17 protein-coding genes are annotated in these 15831 nt (G+C 70.9%); 6 read left to right on the plus strand and 11 right to left on the minus strand.

Annotated features, from left to right (window positions below; genetic code table 11):
* The first annotated feature begins 6 nt into the window (after nt 1-6).
* From KIK06_RS13350 to KIK06_RS13360, 3 genes are all read left to right on the plus strand, one after another.
* The gene (locus KIK06_RS13350) at nt 7-1293 is read left to right on the plus strand and encodes an RNA polymerase sigma factor (RefSeq protein ID WP_017597999.1); all 1287 of its coding nucleotides are present in this window, start codon (nt 7-9) and stop codon (nt 1291-1293) included.
* 57 nt (nt 1294-1350) lie between these two features.
* Nucleotides 1351-1797, plus strand: a complete 447-nt coding sequence (locus tag KIK06_RS13355) for a hypothetical protein (protein ID WP_017597998.1) — start codon at nt 1351-1353, stop codon at nt 1795-1797.
* 231 nt (nt 1798-2028) lie between these two features.
* Nucleotides 2029-2916 carry an SPFH domain-containing protein gene (locus tag KIK06_RS13360; protein WP_017597997.1) on the plus strand — a complete coding sequence of 296 codons (888 nt, stop codon included), beginning with the start codon at nt 2029-2031 and terminating at the stop codon, nt 2914-2916.
* Between the two features lie 189 nt (nt 2917-3105).
* Here the strand turns inward: KIK06_RS13360 and KIK06_RS13365 are convergent, their stop codons facing one another.
* The gene (locus tag KIK06_RS13365) at nt 3106-3297 is read right to left on the minus strand and encodes a DUF397 domain-containing protein (RefSeq protein WP_017597996.1); all 192 of its coding nucleotides are present in this window, start codon (nt 3295-3297) and stop codon (nt 3106-3108) included.
* A 4-nt stretch (nt 3298-3301) separates the two neighbouring features.
* Nucleotides 3302-4156 carry a helix-turn-helix domain-containing protein gene (locus KIK06_RS13370; RefSeq protein ID WP_017597995.1) on the minus strand — a complete coding sequence of 285 codons (855 nt, stop codon included), beginning with the start codon at nt 4154-4156 and terminating at the stop codon, nt 3302-3304.
* A gap of 202 nt (nt 4157-4358) precedes the next feature.
* Between KIK06_RS13370 and KIK06_RS13375 the strand changes: the two genes are divergently transcribed.
* The 3 genes from KIK06_RS13375 (at nt 4359) to KIK06_RS13385 (ending at nt 5852) form a co-directional block, all read left to right on the plus strand.
* Nucleotides 4359-4865, plus strand: coding sequence for an ATP-binding protein (locus KIK06_RS13375; protein WP_268643367.1), 507 nt, complete (start codon nt 4359-4361; stop codon nt 4863-4865).
* Nucleotides 4862-5272, plus strand: a complete 411-nt coding sequence (locus KIK06_RS13380; protein WP_017597993.1) for a hypothetical protein — start codon at nt 4862-4864, stop codon at nt 5270-5272. The genes KIK06_RS13375 and KIK06_RS13380 overlap by 4 nt, the downstream gene beginning before the upstream one ends.
* A gap of 202 nt (nt 5273-5474) precedes the next feature.
* Nucleotides 5475-5852 carry a DUF1330 domain-containing protein gene (locus KIK06_RS13385; protein ID WP_268643368.1) on the plus strand — a complete coding sequence of 126 codons (378 nt, stop codon included), beginning with the start codon at nt 5475-5477 and terminating at the stop codon, nt 5850-5852.
* A 72-nt stretch (nt 5853-5924) separates the two neighbouring features.
* Here KIK06_RS13385 and KIK06_RS13390 read toward each other — a convergent pair whose 3' ends face one another.
* The 9 genes from KIK06_RS13390 to KIK06_RS13430 all read right to left on the minus strand — a co-directional run bounded on the left by KIK06_RS13390 (nt 5925) and on the right by KIK06_RS13430 (nt 15755).
* Nucleotides 5925-7037 carry a vanadium-dependent haloperoxidase gene (locus KIK06_RS13390; protein ID WP_268643369.1) on the minus strand — a complete coding sequence of 371 codons (1113 nt, stop codon included), beginning with the start codon at nt 7035-7037 and terminating at the stop codon, nt 5925-5927.
* A 654-nt stretch (nt 7038-7691) separates the two neighbouring features.
* Entirely contained in the window at nt 7692-8669 is a 978-nt protein-coding gene (locus tag KIK06_RS13395) for an NAD(P)-dependent alcohol dehydrogenase (protein WP_268643370.1), read from the minus strand.
* 3 nt (nt 8670-8672) lie between these two features.
* Entirely contained in the window at nt 8673-8942 is a 270-nt protein-coding gene (locus KIK06_RS13400) for a hypothetical protein (protein ID WP_268643371.1), read from the minus strand.
* Nucleotides 8942-9292 carry an ArsR/SmtB family transcription factor gene (locus tag KIK06_RS13405; protein WP_017597988.1) on the minus strand — a complete coding sequence of 117 codons (351 nt, stop codon included), beginning with the start codon at nt 9290-9292 and terminating at the stop codon, nt 8942-8944. The genes KIK06_RS13400 and KIK06_RS13405 overlap by 1 nt, the downstream gene beginning before the upstream one ends.
* Before the next feature lie 260 nt (nt 9293-9552).
* Nucleotides 9553-10842: a thymidine phosphorylase gene (locus tag KIK06_RS13410; RefSeq protein ID WP_268643372.1), complete on the minus strand. Its 1290-nt coding sequence runs from the start codon at nt 10840-10842 to the stop codon at nt 9553-9555.
* 83 nt (nt 10843-10925) lie between these two features.
* Nucleotides 10926-11357 carry a cytidine deaminase gene (locus KIK06_RS13415; RefSeq protein WP_017597986.1) on the minus strand — a complete coding sequence of 144 codons (432 nt, stop codon included), beginning with the start codon at nt 11355-11357 and terminating at the stop codon, nt 10926-10928.
* Complete coding sequence (locus KIK06_RS13420) at nt 11336-12598, minus strand: ABC transporter permease (protein ID WP_017597985.1); 1263 nt, start codon at nt 12596-12598, stop codon at nt 11336-11338. Before KIK06_RS13420 ends, KIK06_RS13415 begins: the two co-directional genes overlap by 22 nt.
* The gene (locus KIK06_RS13425) at nt 12595-14148 is read right to left on the minus strand and encodes an ABC transporter permease subunit (RefSeq protein WP_268643374.1); all 1554 of its coding nucleotides are present in this window, start codon (nt 14146-14148) and stop codon (nt 12595-12597) included. Before KIK06_RS13425 ends, KIK06_RS13420 begins: the two co-directional genes overlap by 4 nt.
* Nucleotides 14145-15755 carry an ABC transporter ATP-binding protein gene (locus KIK06_RS13430; RefSeq protein WP_017597983.1) on the minus strand — a complete coding sequence of 537 codons (1611 nt, stop codon included), beginning with the start codon at nt 15753-15755 and terminating at the stop codon, nt 14145-14147. Before KIK06_RS13430 ends, KIK06_RS13425 begins: the two co-directional genes overlap by 4 nt.
* Between the last annotated feature and the right edge of the window lie 76 nt (nt 15756-15831).

The following is a 15831-nucleotide window of genomic DNA, read 5'->3' on the forward strand; positions in this document are numbered from 1 at the left end:
CGGGACATGGGTGACCCCACGGGACGCGAGGCCGTCGCCGCCGTCTGGCGGATCGAGTCCGCACGGATCGTCGGCGCTCTGACGCGCTACACCGGGGACTTCGCGCTGGCCGAGGACCTGGCCCAGGAGGCGCTGGCCGAGGCCCTGGTGACCTGGCCGCGCGAGGGAGTGCCCCGCAACCCCGCGGGGTGGTTGCTGACCGTCGGGCGGCGGCGCGCGATCGACGCGTTCCGTCGGCGCGCCGCCCGCGACGAGCGCTACGCCGCCCTCGCCCGGGATCTGGACGAGGGCGGCATCGCCTCGGGCACGGTGCCCGCCGAAGCGGCCGGGGAGGACCGGGACGTGCTGTGGGACCCGGACCGGATCGACGACGACGTGCTCGCGCTGATGTTCACCGCCTGCCACCCGGTGCTGTCGCGGGAGGCGCGCGTGGCGCTCACGCTGCGGGTGGTGGGTGGTCTGACCAGTGACGAGATCGCTCGGGCGTTCCTGATCCCGACCGCGACGGTGCAGGCCCGGATCACCCGGGCGAAGAAGACCCTCGGGGCGGCGCGGGTGCCGTTCGGTCCGCCGTCGGCCCAGGAGCGCGCCGGGCGGTTGAACTCGGTGCTCAACGTGGTCTACGTGATCTTCACCGAGGGGTCCTCGGCGAGCTCCGGCGACGAGCTGATCCGGTTCGACCTGGCGTCCGAGGCCCTGCGCCTGGCCAGGGTGCTGTCCCGGCTGGTCCCGGACGAGCCGGAGGCGCACGGTCTGCTCGCGCTGCTGGAGCTGACGGCGGCGCGCTTCCCGGCCCGCACGGACGCGGACGGTCGGCCGGTACTGCTGGAGGACCAGGACCGGCGCCGGTGGGACCGGTCAGCGATCGGCCGGGGGCGCGCCGCCCTGGCGCGCGCGGAGGGCTGCGGTCGGGGCCTGGGCGCGTACGGGTTGCAGGCGGCGATCGCCGAGTGCCACGCGGTCGCCTCCTCGGTCGGGGAGACCGACTGGGAGCGGATCGTGCTCGTCTACGAGGCGCTGGGGAGGATCGCGCCGTCGCCGGTGGTCGACCTCAACCGGGCGGTGGCGGTGTCCATGGCCCGGGGACCGGCCGCGGCGCTGCCGATCGTGGACGGACTGGCGGAGGCCGGGGCCCTGGCGAAGACCCACCTGCTGCCGACCGTGCGCGGGGAGCTGCTCACCCGGATGGGGCGGACCGAGGAGGCCCGCGCCGAGCTGGAACGAGCGGTGCGGCTGTGCGGCAACGAGCGGGAGCGGGGCGTCCTGGAGGGCAAGATCACCGACCTCGGATGACGCGGGTGGGGTCGGCCGTTCCCCGGGGCTGTCCCCACAGCCGGGCAGAATCCACCCATGGTGATGTGCGACTACTTCTCCGCGACCGGTGACGAGGAGGCCGTCGGCGTGCTCGACGAACCCGGCGGCCCGGACCCGGCGGTGTTCGACGTGCTGCCGCTCAAGGGGATCGACCCGGTGGTCGTCATGGCACGGCTGGAGGCGATCGTGACGGGCCGCGACCACGACGAGGCGTCCGCCCGCCCGCGCTCCGGGGAGCTGCTGTCGGACCCGGGGCACGGGAGCGCCTTCGTCGTGAGCGTGTCCGACAGTCTCCGGCGGGCGCTGGCCTCCGCCTCCGACGAGCGGCTGGCCGAGGCGGCCATGTCGTGGGCGGATTCGGAGGAGCTCCGCGACGGTCCGACCTCGGCCGACGACCTGCTCGCGGCGCTTCGTCTGCTGGCGGGTCTGGCACGCCGCGCCGACCGGGAGAACAGACGTCTGTACTGCTGGTGGGCCTTGTAGCGGCGCGGCCGTCATCACCCGGCGCGATCGGGGGCGGGCACCGGATCGGCACGATCCCGAGAATCGGGGAACCACCGGCGGCTCCGTTCCCTCCCAGTTCATGTGGCGACTCACGTGGTCGCCGCGGTCGCCCCGGTCCCCACCGGTCACAGCCGCACCAGGCGTGGGACCGGCGCGGATCCGGCGAACCCCGGACCATCACCGATCGCATCCCCCAAGGAGCACCAGCCAGTGAAACGCCCCCGTACCGTCGCCGCGACCGTGACCGCCGCGATCAGCGCGGCAGCCCTCGGCCTGACCGCCTGTTCGACCTCCGTGAACCCCGACGAGGTGGCGCTGGAGTACAACGCCGGAGCCTTCTCGTCCACCGAGTTCGACCAGTGCGTGGACCCCGGCAACCGCGAGTACTACGGCCCCGGCGACCGGATGTTCGTCTACCCGGGCGGCCAGCGCACGTTCACCTTCTCCGGTGCCGAGAGCGCCGAGATGGCCACCTCCACGGCCGTCTCCTCCGACGACCTGGAACTCCAGGTCACCGGCCTGGTGACCTTCGCCCTCAACCCGGACTGTGAGACGCTCCGGCTGTTCCACGAACAGATCGGCCTCAAGTACGAGGCGCACGAGGACGCGGGGTGGAACGAGATGCTGCGCGACTACATCGGGCAGCCGCTCAACCGGGCGATCGACGACGCCACCAAGGAGTACACATGGCGCGAGCTCTACACCGACCCCGACGCCAAGTCCGAGTGGGAGCGCCGGGTGGGCGAACTGACCGCCGACTACATCGCCGAGCAGGGCGGCGGGGCGTTCTTCATCTCGCCGACGTTCGTGCTCGGCGAGGAGGAGGAACCGGGTGACCCGCAGCTGACCCTCCAGCAGCCGACCCCACCCGAGGAGGTGCGCGACGCGCTCACCGCCGCCCAGGAGGCGGTCGAGCAGACCCGCGCCCAGGAGTCCGAGAACGAGCGCGTCGCGACCGAACTGGAGGCGATCGAGGCGCTGGTCGAGGTGCTCGGCCCCGAGGGCTACATCCTGTACGAGGCGATGAAGAACGGCGACATCGACCTGTTCCCGGTCCCGGCGGGCGGCAACGTCAACATCACCCCGCCGGGGAACTGACGGCATGGACGAGAGCATTCCCCGGGACGTCGCCGCCGCCCTGGACACCCTGCTGACCGCGGACGATCCGCTCCATGCCGGGCTGCGCGGACAGCTTCCCCACCTGAGGGTGTGCAATCGCTGTTCGTGCGGCTGGAAGGCACGAACCGCCAAGAGCCGAGGGGCGGTGCCGACCGCCCCTCGGCCCCGCTACTTGGCGGCGTCGAGGAAGGCCTGCCACTCCCCCGCCCCGAAGACGAGTGCGCCCAGGTCGCGATGCTTAGTGTCCCGGACGGCGGTCCCGGACGGCCAGTCGGCGACCTCCACGCACGCGGCCTCACTCTGGGAGTAACTGGACTTGCGGAATCGCGTGTTCGACGGAATGGGGCGTGATGTGTCCACAGCGTCAGTCCTTGTCTTGGGTGTGGTCCCTGGCGATGCGCTCCAGCAACGCCAGGGTGGGTTTGCCGTCGTCGAGCGCCGCGGCACGGAGCCGGTTGAAGACGTCCGCGTAGTGCTCGACGTTCTCCGTACTGGACATGAACATGTGGGATGACGGTCCTTGAAGGTAGACCGTCAGCAGTCCGTGGTGTTCGACTCTCAGGATGGAGAACGAGGCCAACGTCAGCGCGGCGTGCGCGCCAGCGCTGAAGGGCAGCGCCTGTAGGGTCACGGTCGGTCGGTGGGCGAGTTCGATGAGGTGCTCTAGCTGCGCGGCCATGAGGCTCGCACTACCGATGCGCTGTCGCAGCGCGGCCTCAGCGACGATCATCCACACGTTCGGGGGCGAAGGACGGCTCAGCACTTCCTGACGCGTGAGCCGAACCTGGATCTCCCTGTCGAGATCGCTGTCCGGACGCATGGTCGCCTCGATGACGGCGCGTGCGTAGTCCTCCGTCTGCGCCAGCCCAGGAATCAACTGGGACTGGTACATCTCGATCGAGGTCGCCTGCGCCTCGATGTTGGCGTAGGAACGGTAGCTGCGCTCCAGGTCGTAGGGCTGCCACCGATCCGGTTCTCGGGCCTGCTTACGCAATGCCAGCAACCGGTCCAGCTCCTCGGGTGCCTCGTAGAGCGTGAGCAGACGTTCGATGGACGCCGCTCCCGGTACGGCCCCTCCGTCTCCTGGGGTCTCCCAACGCGCGAGGCTGCTGGCAGCCGTGCGCATGGCCTTCACGACATCCCCGAACTTCCGGTCTCCACGCAGTCTGCGCAGTTCCTGTGCCAGCTGCCACTGGGCGAGTGTCGGGTTGTCAGCCATCTCTTGATGATGCCCTTCCACTCAATCTGGACAAAATTCGCTACTTCCAAAAGCTACTTGCAAATGCTTGTAGCGAAGAGTTTACTGAGACCTGGGACACCTTGTGACAGGTGTCCCAGCCACGAAGAAGCTCCGGCGGGTGTTCTCAGCACCCCCGGAGCGCGGTCAGCAGCCCATTCCCCATATCCAGGGAGCCACCGACATGTCCGTTGTACCGCAGACACCCACCCCCGCCTATCCGGGGCGGCTCTGGGCGGCCCGCACCTACCCGGGTCTGCCGTCCATGAACGCCCGGATGCGCGCCGACCTCCGATCCGACCTCGCCACCCTGGCCGGGATCTCACCCGACCTGACCGACGACGTCGTCCTGTGCGCCAGCGAGGCGTTCGCCAACGCGGTCGACCACTCGCGCTCCGGCCACCCGGGCGGACGGGTCATGCGCTTCCTGTCCACACCCGTCGTGACCGGGCACGAGACCATTCTTCGCCTGTCGGTCATCGACGACGGACCCGAGTACGCCCCGCGCATTCCCGCTCCGCGCACCCCGCACGACTGTCCGTTGGCCGAGCGTGGCCGGGGCCTGCTGCTCATCCACCGCCTGGCCACCGAGTGGGGAACCGCGCGAGCCGTGGACGCCCCGGACGGCTCCCTCCTGTCCACCGCTCTCTGGGCCGAGTTCGCCTACCCGAGCACGGAGGCGGAGCGATGACCGACACCGACCGGATACGGGCGGTCCTCGGCGCCCCGCGCGGCCGTCGGTTCACTCGACCCGTGGCCACCACGACGACTGCCACCGCCGACCGGCACCGGATCCTCCTGGAGGAGATGCGCGACAACCCCCGCGTCCGCTACCGGCAGCGGCACGGCGTCCTCCCCGCCTGGATGGACGAACCGCGCCGACGCCCGACGAACCCCCCGGCACCGGTCCCGGTCCCCCGCCCGCGCACGGCACCCGACGACGACCCCCGCCCCCAAAACCCCAAGCGTCCGCCCCTCCCCCGCCGACGCAGTCGCCACCGCAAACCTCCCAGACGCCTCCTCCCCCTCCTGACACTCCATGCCCTCACCGCCCTGGCCGGAGCAGGCGCGTACCACCTGGTCATGAGCCTGCCCTGAGGCCCGCCAACACGGGGGCCGCGCCGGGACCCGATCTCCGGCACGGCCCCGGAACGCGGACGCCGGACGGGGCGGCCCCTGGGACACCCATGCATACCGACCGGGCGGTTTGCCCCATGGGAGCGCTTCACCTAGGGTGCTGGCACCCCCCGGTTCCCGGCGCACGCCCCCTGGCGCGGCCGGTCACGACAAGGAGCCACCGATGGCAGTCGACCCCTCAGGAACCACCCTGTCCGCAGCGCTGTCCGAGGTCCCGGACGGCCCCGTCGTCATGCTCAACCTGTTGCGCTTCGCCCCGGACGGCCGTTCCTTCTACGAGGAGTACTCGCGTCGTGCGGGCCGCTTCCTGAGGAAGTACGGAGCCGAACTGCTCTACGCGGGCGACGGCACGACGCCCCTGGTCGCCGAGGACGGCCAGGACTGGGACGCGGTGCTGCTCGTGCGCTACCCCAGCCGCGAGGCGTTCGGCCGCATGGTCGCCGACCCCGGGTACCAGGAGATCACGCACCTGCGCGCCCGCGCCCTGAGCGAAGCCGTCCTCCAGCCGACCGTTCCGTGGACGTCCGGCCGCGACGCGTGACCCGGTGGCCTCCGACGGCCGCGCCGGGCCGGAGCCCGGTGCGGCCGTCGCCCGCCTCGGAGCGGAGCCCGGTCAGTCCAGGGCGCGAACGACGTGTTCGGCCACCTCGTACCCGTGTTCCAGGGAGCGCTCGTTGGTCAGCCGGTAGTGGCATCCCGCGTAGAGGCGGCTGTCGGCCACCTCCTGGGCCGCCGCGGTGATGCTCGGCAGGTGGCGGGTCACCCCCACGGCGTGCGGATCGTCGGTCGTGGCCCTGTAGTCGAGATCAGCGGTGCCGAAGTGGTGGGAGACCGCCCCCGCCCAGGCCCCCGCCACGGACGCGTGGCCGGACAGGTAGGACGGGTGGTTCGGGGCGAAGTGCCGGCCCCGGGTGTCGGCGGACAACGGCTGCCAGTCCGGATCGGGCGAGGTCCGGTAGTTGCCGTCCGTGTCCGCCATCCGGATGGCGTGGTGGGGACGCCAGTGGTCCACCTCCGTCTCGAACTTGGCGTCCCACGCCGTGATGACCACGTCCGCGATCGCCACCGCGTGGAGGGTGAACAGCCGGGCGGTCTCGAAGGTGGTGGCGTACGGCCGGTGCGCCCGGACCAGGATGCCCGTGTGCTCGTACAACTGGCCCAGCTTGTAGGTGCCGTCCAGATCGTTGGCCCAGAACCGGGCCATCTCGGTCTGGTCGGGCGTGCGCTCGGTCGAATCGGCGCCGCCGAGCGTCCGGACCAGCTCCACCTCCTCGGCGTAGAGCTCGCTGGCCAGGCGTTCCCTCGTGCTCTCGAACCCGCCCCACGGTTCCGGGCGCAACTGGGATCCGCGCCTCAGAACGAACGGCCGCACCCTGCCCCAGTGCGGCTCGATGACGGGGACGCCCGGGTTCGGCCGCCAGTGTCCCGGTTCGAGGACCGGAACGTATTCGACGGTCCGGTTCCAGCCGTCGTCCCTCCGGTGGCGGAGCATGGCCCGTGCGGTCCGCAGCCCGGCGCGCCGACCCAGGTCATGGTCCCGCGACCCCACACGGTAGGCCCCCCGGGCGACACGCAGGTCCTCGGAGAAGTCCAGTCGCGGGAAAAGGGCGTCCAGCGTCGTGTACGCCGCGTGGTCGATCGCCGGATCCAGTGCCCCCTCCCGGCCGCCGATGAGATCGCTCGTGTCCGTCAGGTAGAACTTTCCGCGGGACTCGACGGAACCCACGACATCGCCTATCGCCAAATTCATCATGGCCCCCGCCCGGGAGAGAGGACCCGGTCCGCCAGGGGTTTTCCGAAACGCACCGATGAGGACCTTGTTCCAGTAAAGGACATGGTCCGCAATTCGGATTTCCGCAGCCGCGTTCCCCGCCGCCGCAGGGAGGAAAGTGGCACCGATCGCGGCTCCGGCCATCGCCTTGAGGCCGCTCCGCCTGGTGAATTCGGGCATGTCTCGCGATTCCCATCCATGGTCGCACGAATGTCTCTCGGACGTTCCTGACCGCGAATCGACGCGAGCACGGAACACCCGAAGACACGGATTACTGATGCACGCAACACTCCAATCCGCGATCTTCGGAAAGAGAAGGGCGACAATCCTTCACCTACCGATGTTTGACGCGATCATCACCCGCCTTTTTGACCCCGACGCCACCTCCGGAGAAGGCGATGATTCGATGGCATCCGATAGCCGGACATCACCGGGTCCGACCGCAACGGCCCCGTTCTCGCGCGTGATCCGCGACGACTCGACCACGGACGCCGCGGAGAGGCGCCGGCGAACGCTCACGTGTCGGCCGGCCCCGACCACCGGCTGAGGCCGAACACACGAGGGGCCGCACCGGAACCCGTCCGCTGCGGCCCTCCGGCACCGGTCGGATCAGTCCTCCCCGGACATCCGCATGACGACGGCCCCCTTCTTGTGTCCGGCGTCGACGTACCCGTGCGCCTCGACCGCCCGGTCCAGCGGATAGCTACGGTCGATGACCGCCCGGATCGTTCCGGCCTCGGCGAGCCCCCTGATCAGCACGAGGTCCCTGGCCTTGTCCGGAGCCGGTCTCAGCCCCGTGAGCGCGATGCTGGCCCTCTTCCGCCCGAGCCTCGTCCACATCGTCTGACCCATGATCGCCATGCTGGAGACGGTCGTGAGGTAGTGCCCGCCCACCTTGAGCGCGCGGCGACAGCGCCCGAACGAACTCTTCCCGACCGCGTCGAAGACCACGTCGTAGGCTTCTCGGGCCTCGGTGAAGTCCTCGGCGGTGTGGTCGATCACCCGGTGGGCGCCCAGGGACCGGACCAGGTCGGCGTTGCCGCCGCTGCACACCGCGGTGACCTCGACGCCCATGTGCGCGGCCAGCTGGACCGCCGCGCTGCCGATGCTTCCGGAGGCGCCGTTGACGAGGATCGACCGACCGGGCCGGAGCCGGGCCGCGTCGCGCAGGAAGGGCAGCGCGGTCAGCGCCCCCTCGGACACGGCGACCGTCTCGGCGTGGGTCAGGGCGGAGGACTTCGCGACCACGGGTGCGTCCTGGGGCACGCACACGTACTCGGCGTGGGTCCCGAAGCGGGGGCTGAGGGCGACCACCTCGTCCCCGGGCGCGAAGTCGCGCACGTCCTCTCCGACGGCCTCGACCCGTCCCGCGCAGTCGGCGCCGAGCGTGGGGTACTTGGGGCGGAACGGCCCGAAGGCGAGTCTGGCGGGCAGGGGCTCACCCCGGCGGGCGGCGCCGTCCACAGCGGTGACCGTCGCCGCGTGGACCCGGATGAGCAACTCGTCGGACCTGGGGGTGGGTGTGGGGACCTCCTCCACGTTCAGCACGTCGGGAGGGCCGAAGGCACGGTGGACGACCGCTCTCATGCGCTACTCCACCGTCCGCAGGATCTGTTCGATGGACGTGGCGCGCGTGCGCAGTTCGGCGAGGTCGGCGGCGGTCCGCTGCTGGGAGTCGAGGGTGTTCTCGGCGAGCTGCTCGTACCGGTGGACGAGCTGACGGAGGTCGTCGCGCTGCGCGGCCTCCAGCTTGGTCTTGCGCATGTCGAGGAATCCGGCCATCGCGCCGCCGATGAGGATGGTCGCCATGATCAGCACGCCGAGCCCGAGGATGGCGCCCGGCCAGGTGGTGAAGTCCATCAGGACTGCTCCTTCGTGTGGGAACCCTTGCCCGGGTCCGCTGTGGTGAGGGTGGCGGCCGCCTCGGCCAGGGCCGACGGCGACAGTCGCACGTCGAAGTCGGTGACGTCGTAGTACTTCATGGCCTTGCCGTCGTCGGAGAGCTCCAGGGCCCCGACGATCAGTCCAGCCGCCTCCAGGCGTCGCAGGTGCATGTGAAGGAGGGGGCGGCTGATGCCGATCTCGCGGGCGAGGCCGCTCACGTAGTTCCGGCGGGCGGCCAGCGACGCGATGATGCGCACACGCAGCGGATGGGACAGCGCCGCCAGCATGTCGACCAGCTCGTCGCCGGTGGGCGGTGATGCTGTCATCGCTCTCCTTCACCTGAAAGGTTTCTCTTACATATGAAAGTAGTGTCCGTCCCTTGGGAAAGCAAGACCTTCTCACCGGGATCGCCCGAAACCGGGGCGGGGGCGTCGCCGGACACGGGGCCGGGCGCCTCGCCCGATCCGCATCCGCCCGTGACCCGCGCTCGGGGCCAGGTCCATGACCGACGTATCGGCCCCGAACACACGAGGGGCCGCACCGGAACCCGTCTTCCGGTGCGGCCCCTCGCCGGGTCAGCGCGCGATCAGGCCACGCGGTCGATGACCAGCGGCCGAGCCTCGTACTCCGCGTCCGCCTCGATCTCGAACGCGCCCTCCAGGGCCTCGGCCGCGCGGTCGAACCGCTCGGCCTCGTCCGCGTGCAGGGTGAACAGCGGCTCGCCCGCCGCGACCGTCTCCCCCGGCTTGGCGTGCAGGGTCACCCCCGCGCCGAAGGACACCGCGTCCTCCTTGCGCTCTCGCCCGGCGCCGAGCCGCCACGCGGCCAGCCCCACCTGGTAGGCGTCCAGCCGGGTGAGGGTCCCCGACACGGGCGCCAGCACCACGCGGGTCTCGGCGGCCTCCGGCAGCGGCGCGTCCGGGTCGCCGCCCTGCGCCCGGACGATCTCCTTCCACGACGCCAGCGCGCTGCCGTCCCTGAGCGCCTCGGCCGGGTCCTTGACCCCGTCCCGGCCGGGCGTGAGCCCGGCGGCGGCCAGCATCTCCCGGGCCAGCGCCACGGTCAGCTCCACCACGTCGGCGGGGCCGCCCCCGGAGAGCACCTCGACCGCCTCGGCCACCTCCAGCGCGTTGCCGACCCGGCGGCCGAGCGGCGTGGACATGTCGGTGAGCAGCGCGACCGTGCGCACCCCGTGGTCGTTGCCGATGTCCACCATCGTGCGCGCCAGCTCCCGGGCGGAGTCGACGTCCTTCATGAACGCGCCGGAACCCACCTTGACGTCCAGGACGAGCGACCCGGTGCCCTCGGCGAGCTTCTTGCTCATGATCGACGCGGAGATCATGGGGATCGACTCGACCGTCCCGGTCACGTCGCGCAGCGCGTACAGCTTGCGGTCGGCGGGCGCGAGCCCGGTCCCGGCCGCGCAGATGACGCCGCCGGTGCCGGAGAGCACCGCGCGCATCTCGTCCGTGCTGAGCGAGGCCCGCCACCCGGGGATCGACTCCAGCTTGTCCAGGGTGCCGCCCGTGTGCCCCAGCCCCCGTCCGGACAGCTGCGGCACGGCCGCGCCGCAGGCCGCCACGGTGGGCGTGAGCGGCAGGGTGATCTTGTCGCCCACGCCGCCGGTCGAGTGCTTGTCCGTGGTGGGCCGCTCCAGGTCGGAGAAGTCCAGCCGGTCACCGGACGCGAGCATCGCCTCGGTCCAGCGGCTCACCTCGCCCCGGTTCATCCCGCGCAGGAAGACCGCCATGGCCAGCGCGGACATCTGCTCCTCGGCGACCTCGCCCCTGGTGTAGGCGTCGATCACCCAGTCGATCTGTTCGGGAGTGAGCTCCGCGCCGTCGCGCTTGGCCCTGATGATCTCGATGACGTCCATGTCCTGTTCCCCTTCTTCGCGGAACCGTGGCTGAAAAGGCGTCTCCCCGGCACCGGATCTCCGGCGCCGGGGAGACGTCCCGGTCACTGCGTGAGGTTGTGCGGCCCGAAGGCCTGCGGAAGCACCTGGTCCATGGTCAGGACCCCCTCGGGGGTGTCGACCAACAGGTGCGGCCCGCCGTGTTCGTACAGCAGCTGTCGGCAGCGCCCGCACGGCATGAGGGTCTCCCCCTCGCCGTCCACGCAGCTGAACGCGGTCAGCCGCCCGCCGCCGGAGGCGTGCAGGGCGCTGACCAGACCGCACTCCGCGCACAGGGCGAGCCCGTAGGAGGCGTTCTCCACGTTGCAGCCGCTGACGATCCGACCGTCGTCGACCAGGGCCGCGGCGCCCACCGGGTACCGCGAGTAGGGTGCGTAGGCGTTCCCCATGGCCTGCCGGGCGACCGCGCGCAGCGCCGCCCAGTCCACGGTCCCGGGATCCGGGGCTGTGTCCGTCATGACCGGCTCGCCCTCCACTGCTTACCGATGCCCGCGGGTGGCCGCAGGCTCTGCGAGGCCAGCGACAGCACCAGCAGGGTCGCGATGTGCGGGCTGTAGGTGGCCAGCTCCCGGGGCAGGGAGTCGGTGGTGAAGTACCAGACCAGCAGCAGGAGACCGGCCAGCGCACCGGCGACGGCCAGGCCCTTGCGGTCGGAGCGGACCTGCCAGATCGCGACCGCGAGCAGCGCCACCGCCAGGAGCAGCAGCAGGGCGTGGATCGCCTCGCCGCCACCGCGCACCTGGAGGGCGTCGGTGTAGCCGAACAGGCCGGCGCCCATGGCCAGGCCGCCGGGCCGCCAGTTGCCGAAGATCATCGCGGCCAGACCGATGTACCCGCGGCCGCCGGTCTGACCCTCCTGGTAGATGTTGGACGCGACGATCGCGAGGAACACGCCGCCCATGCCCGCCAGGCCGCCGGAGATGACCACGGCGATGTACTTGAAGCTGTACACGGGCACGCCCAGGGACTCGGCGGCGTCGGGGTTCTCACCGACCGACCGCAGCCGCAGCCCGAACCTGGTCTTCCACAGCAGCAGGTAGGTCACCGGGATCATGAGCAGCGCGATGAGGGTCAGCGCCGACATCCGCGTGGTCAGTCCGATCACCAGCGACGCCAGGTCGCCGACCAGGAAGATCCCGCTGTCGGCGACGGGCTCCAGCACGCCCGGCAGCCACGGCAGGTTCAGGGTCGGGAACGACGGCGTCGTCGGGGACTGCGCCGCGCCCGCGCCGGGCACGTCCGAGTAGAGCAGGATCGACATGTACCGCATCGCGCCGAGCGCGAGGATGTTGATCGCCACACCGGAGACGATGTGGTCGACCGCGAAGGTCACCGTGGCCACCGCGTGCAGCAGGCCGCCCAGCATGCCGCCGAGCACGCCCGCCATCAGGCCGATCCAGGGGTTGTCGAAGGACCACGCGAAGTAGGCCCCGAACCACGTGCCCAGGATCATCATGCCTTCGAGGCCGATGTTGATGATGCCGGAGCGCTCCGCCCACAGACCGCCCAGACCGGCCAGGCCGATGGGCACCGCGAAGGCGAGCGTGGTGTTGATGGTGCCCGCGTCGGTGAGCATGTCCTGGCCCGTGATGACCCGCAGCCCCGACAGGGCCACGAACACCGCGCAGGTCAGGGTGAGGAAGCGCCACCTGGCCCATCCCCGAGGACGGTACGGCGACTCGTGCACCGCCTCCGTGACGTTGAGTTCCTGGCTCACTGTGCCTCCCCGCCGCGTTCGCCGTCGGTCTTCGGGCCGGTCTCGCCCTCAGCGCCGGACGTGGGCGCGGCGCCCACCGGTTCGGCGGCCACGGTCGTGGCGCCGAGCTGCTTGCCGATCTGCTGCTGCTGGTAGCGGCGGCCCCAGCGGTGCACGACCTCGTAGACCACGACGACCGTGAGCACGATGGTGGCCTGCGCGATGACCGCGATCTCCTGCGGGATGTTGTCGAAGGGCAGGATGTTGGCCGCCTGGGTCAGGAACGACCAGAACAGGGCGGCGAAGACGATGCCCACCGGGTGGTTGCGGCCCAGCAGGGCGATGGCGATGCCGATGAAGCCGATGCCGGTGGGGAAGTCCAACGCGTAGTAGTGCGCGCTCCCCAGCAGCTGGGGCAGGCCCACCAGACCGGCGACCATGCCCGAGAAGAGCATGGACAGGAACACCATCTTCTTGACGTTGATGCCGCTGGCCTCGGCCGCCGACTGCGACTGGCCCGTGGAGCGCAGCTCGAAGCCGAATCGGGTGCGGTTGAGCATCACCGAGTAGCCGACGCCGACCGCGACGGCCAGGAACACCAGGCCGAAGATCTCCCGGTCCGAACCGAGGAAGAACGCGGGGATCCCGGGGACCCACGACGACTCGGGCAGCGGCGGGGTACCGATGTTGTTGGTGCTGATCTGGACCGCGAGGCGGTCGGTGCTCAGCAGGTAGGCGGTGATGCCGGTGGCGATCGCGTTGAGCATGATCGTGGAGATCACCTCGGACACGCCCCGGGCGACCTTGAGGTACCCGGCGATGCCCGCCCAGGCGCCGCCCACGGCCACCGCCACGACGATCATGACGAGCTGGCTGAACGGCGGCGGCAGGATGAGGTAGCCGCCCACGGCTGCCGACAGCAGGGCCGCCAGCCGGTACTGGCCGTCGACACCGATGTTGAACAGCTTCATCTTGAAGCCGATCGCCACGGCCACGGCGGCCAGGTAGTAGGTGGTGCTGTCGTTGATGATCTGCACCATGCTGTCCGGCCGGGTGCCGTACTCCAGCATCCGGGCGAACGTCGCCATCGGGTCGATGCCGCTGAGCAGCAGCACGAGCGCGGTCACCGCGATCGCGATCAGCCCGGCCGCGAACACGGCGGCGAAGGACAGCGCCAGCAGCGCCGACAGGCGGTGGAACAGCAGGAAGGTCAGCGCCGAGCCGATGACGGCGCCGACGGCCGCGGCCACCGGTTCGATCAACTGCAGGTCCAGCAGCCACGCCGACAGCAGCCCGGAGACCACCGACAGCACCAGGGCCGTCGGCAACACGAGGGTGTTGTGCAGCGCGGTGCCCTTCTCGTCCGTCCCGGCGGCGGCGACACGGCGCTCGGGCGGCACGATGTTGTGGGTCACGGCCACGAAGGCGAAGGCCGCGGTGACGCCGATGATCAGCGCCGCCCACCACAGCAGCGCCATGTCGAGGGCGAACGTGACACCCGTGCCCAGGACCACCGCGATGGCGAAAGCCGCGGGTCCGGGGAGCGGGCGTCGGTTGTCAGAGGTCTTCACGACTCGCCCCCGTCCTCGTCGGCACGGTCAGTACCCTCAGCACCGCTGTCACTCTCCGTGGAACCGCCTCCCGCGCGCAGTCCGGCGCCGGTCATGGCCGAGCCCAGCTGTTCGGGGGTGACGGTGGTCGGGTCGGCCTCCGCGACCAGGCGGCCGCGGAGGATCACGTGGATCGTGTCGGACATGCCGATCAGCTCGTCCAGGTCGGCGGAGATCAGCAGCACCGCCAGGCCGGCGGCGCGGGCCTCGCGCAGCTGCTCCCAGATGGCCGACTGGGCGCCCACGTCCACACCGCGCGTGGGGTGCGCGGCGACCAGGAAGCGCGGCTGACCGCTCATCTCCCGGCCGATGATGAACTTCTGCTGGTTGCCGCCGGACAGCGCGTCGGCGATGACGTCGATGTTGGGCGTGCGCACGTCGTACTCGGCGACGATGCGCTCGGAGTCGGCGCGCGCCCCCACCCTGTTGATCCAGGGTCCGCGCACACTGGGCGCCTTGGTCTGGTGGCCCAGGATGCGGTTCTCCCACAGCGGGGACTCCAGCAGCACACCGTGCCGGTGACGGTCCTCGGGGATGTAGCCGACACCCGCCTCGCGGATGCGCAGCGTGGACCAGCCGGTGACGTCCTGGCCCTCCAGGCGGATGCGGCCCGAGGCGAGGTGGCGCATGCCCATGATGGCCTCGATCAGCTCGGACTGGCCGTTGCCCTCGACACCGGCGATACCGACGATCTCGCCGCGGTGGATGTCGACGCTGACCTCGTCCACGAGCGGGCGCCCCTCCGGGGAGCGGACGGTGACCCCGTCGAGCGAGAGCACGACGTGGTCGGTCACGGTGGACTCGCGCAGCTCCGGGACGGGCAGTTCGCCGCCGACCATGAGGGTGGCCAGTTCCCGGGCGGTGGTGGTGCTCGGGTCGGCGGTGGCCACCGTGGTCCCCCGGCGGATGACGGTGATGTCGTCGGCGACGGACAGGACCTCGTCGAGCTTGTGCGAGATGAAGATGACGGTCAGGCCCTCGCGCTTGAGCTCGCGCAGGTTGTCGAAGAGCTCGTCGACCTCCTGCGGGACCAGGACGGCGGTGGGCTCGTCGAGGATGATCGTCTCGGCGCCCCGGTAGAGGACCTTGAGGATCTCCACCCGCTGGCGGTCGCCGACGCCCAGGTCCTCCATCAGGCGGTCGGGCTCGACGCCCAGGCCGTACTGGGCGGACAGCTTCTGGATCTCGGCACGGGCGCGCCTGCCGATGCCGTGGCGGCGCTCGGCGCCCAGGACCACGTTCTCCAGGACGGTGAGGTTGTCCGCGAGCATGAAGTGCTGGTGCACCATGCCGATGCCGTGGCGGATCGCGTCGGAGGGCGAGTGGAAGCGCACCTCCTGACCCTTGACCGTGATGGTGCCCTCGTCGGGGCGGTGCATCCCGTACAGGGTCTTCATCAGCGTGGACTTACCCGCACCGTTCTCGCCGACGATGGCGTGCACGGTACCGGGAGCCACGGTGATGTCGATGTCGTGGTTGGCCACGACTCCGGGAAAACGCTTGGTGATCCCGTGCAGCTCGACGGCGGGGGTTCGGCTCGACCCGCCGCCCGATGACGTGCTGCTCATCTGTCTCCTCGTGGAACTGGCGGCGGGGCGTGGGGGGCGTGTCGGCCTCCGGACGCCGTCGTCGCGAAGCGGCAAC

The sequence above is a fragment of the Nocardiopsis sp. EMB25 genome (genome assembly GCF_026797795.1).
Lineage (GTDB): Bacteria > Actinomycetota > Actinomycetes > Streptosporangiales > Streptosporangiaceae > Nocardiopsis > Nocardiopsis lucentensis.

Bases quoted from the DNA above. Each gene is read 5' to 3' on its own strand.
- KIK06_RS13380 (WP_017597993.1), top strand. From the start codon at position 4,862: ATGACCGACACCGACCGGATACGGGCGGTCCTCGGCGCCCCGCGCGGC.
- KIK06_RS13395 (WP_268643370.1), bottom strand. From the start codon at position 8,669: ATGAGAGCGGTCGTCCACCGTGCCTTCGGCCCTCCCGACGTGCTGAAC.
- KIK06_RS13385 (WP_268643368.1), top strand. From the start codon at position 5,475: ATGGCAGTCGACCCCTCAGGAACCACCCTGTCCGCAGCGCTGTCCGAG.
- KIK06_RS13375 (WP_268643367.1), top strand. From the start codon at position 4,359: ATGTCCGTTGTACCGCAGACACCCACCCCCGCCTATCCGGGGCGGCTC.
- KIK06_RS13405 (WP_017597988.1), bottom strand. From the start codon at position 9,292: ATGACAGCATCACCGCCCACCGGCGACGAGCTGGTCGACATGCTGGCG.
- KIK06_RS13355 (WP_017597998.1), top strand. From the start codon at position 1,351: ATGGTGATGTGCGACTACTTCTCCGCGACCGGTGACGAGGAGGCCGTC.
- KIK06_RS13410 (WP_268643372.1), bottom strand. From the start codon at position 10,842: ATGGACGTCATCGAGATCATCAGGGCCAAGCGCGACGGCGCGGAGCTC.
- KIK06_RS13430 (WP_017597983.1), bottom strand. From the start codon at position 15,755: ATGAGCAGCACGTCATCGGGCGGCGGGTCGAGCCGAACCCCCGCCGTC.
- KIK06_RS13370 (WP_017597995.1), bottom strand. From the start codon at position 4,156: ATGGCTGACAACCCGACACTCGCCCAGTGGCAGCTGGCACAGGAACTG.
- KIK06_RS13400 (WP_268643371.1), bottom strand. From the start codon at position 8,942: ATGGACTTCACCACCTGGCCGGGCGCCATCCTCGGGCTCGGCGTGCTG.
- KIK06_RS13350 (WP_017597999.1), top strand. From the start codon at position 7: ATGGGTGACCCCACGGGACGCGAGGCCGTCGCCGCCGTCTGGCGGATC.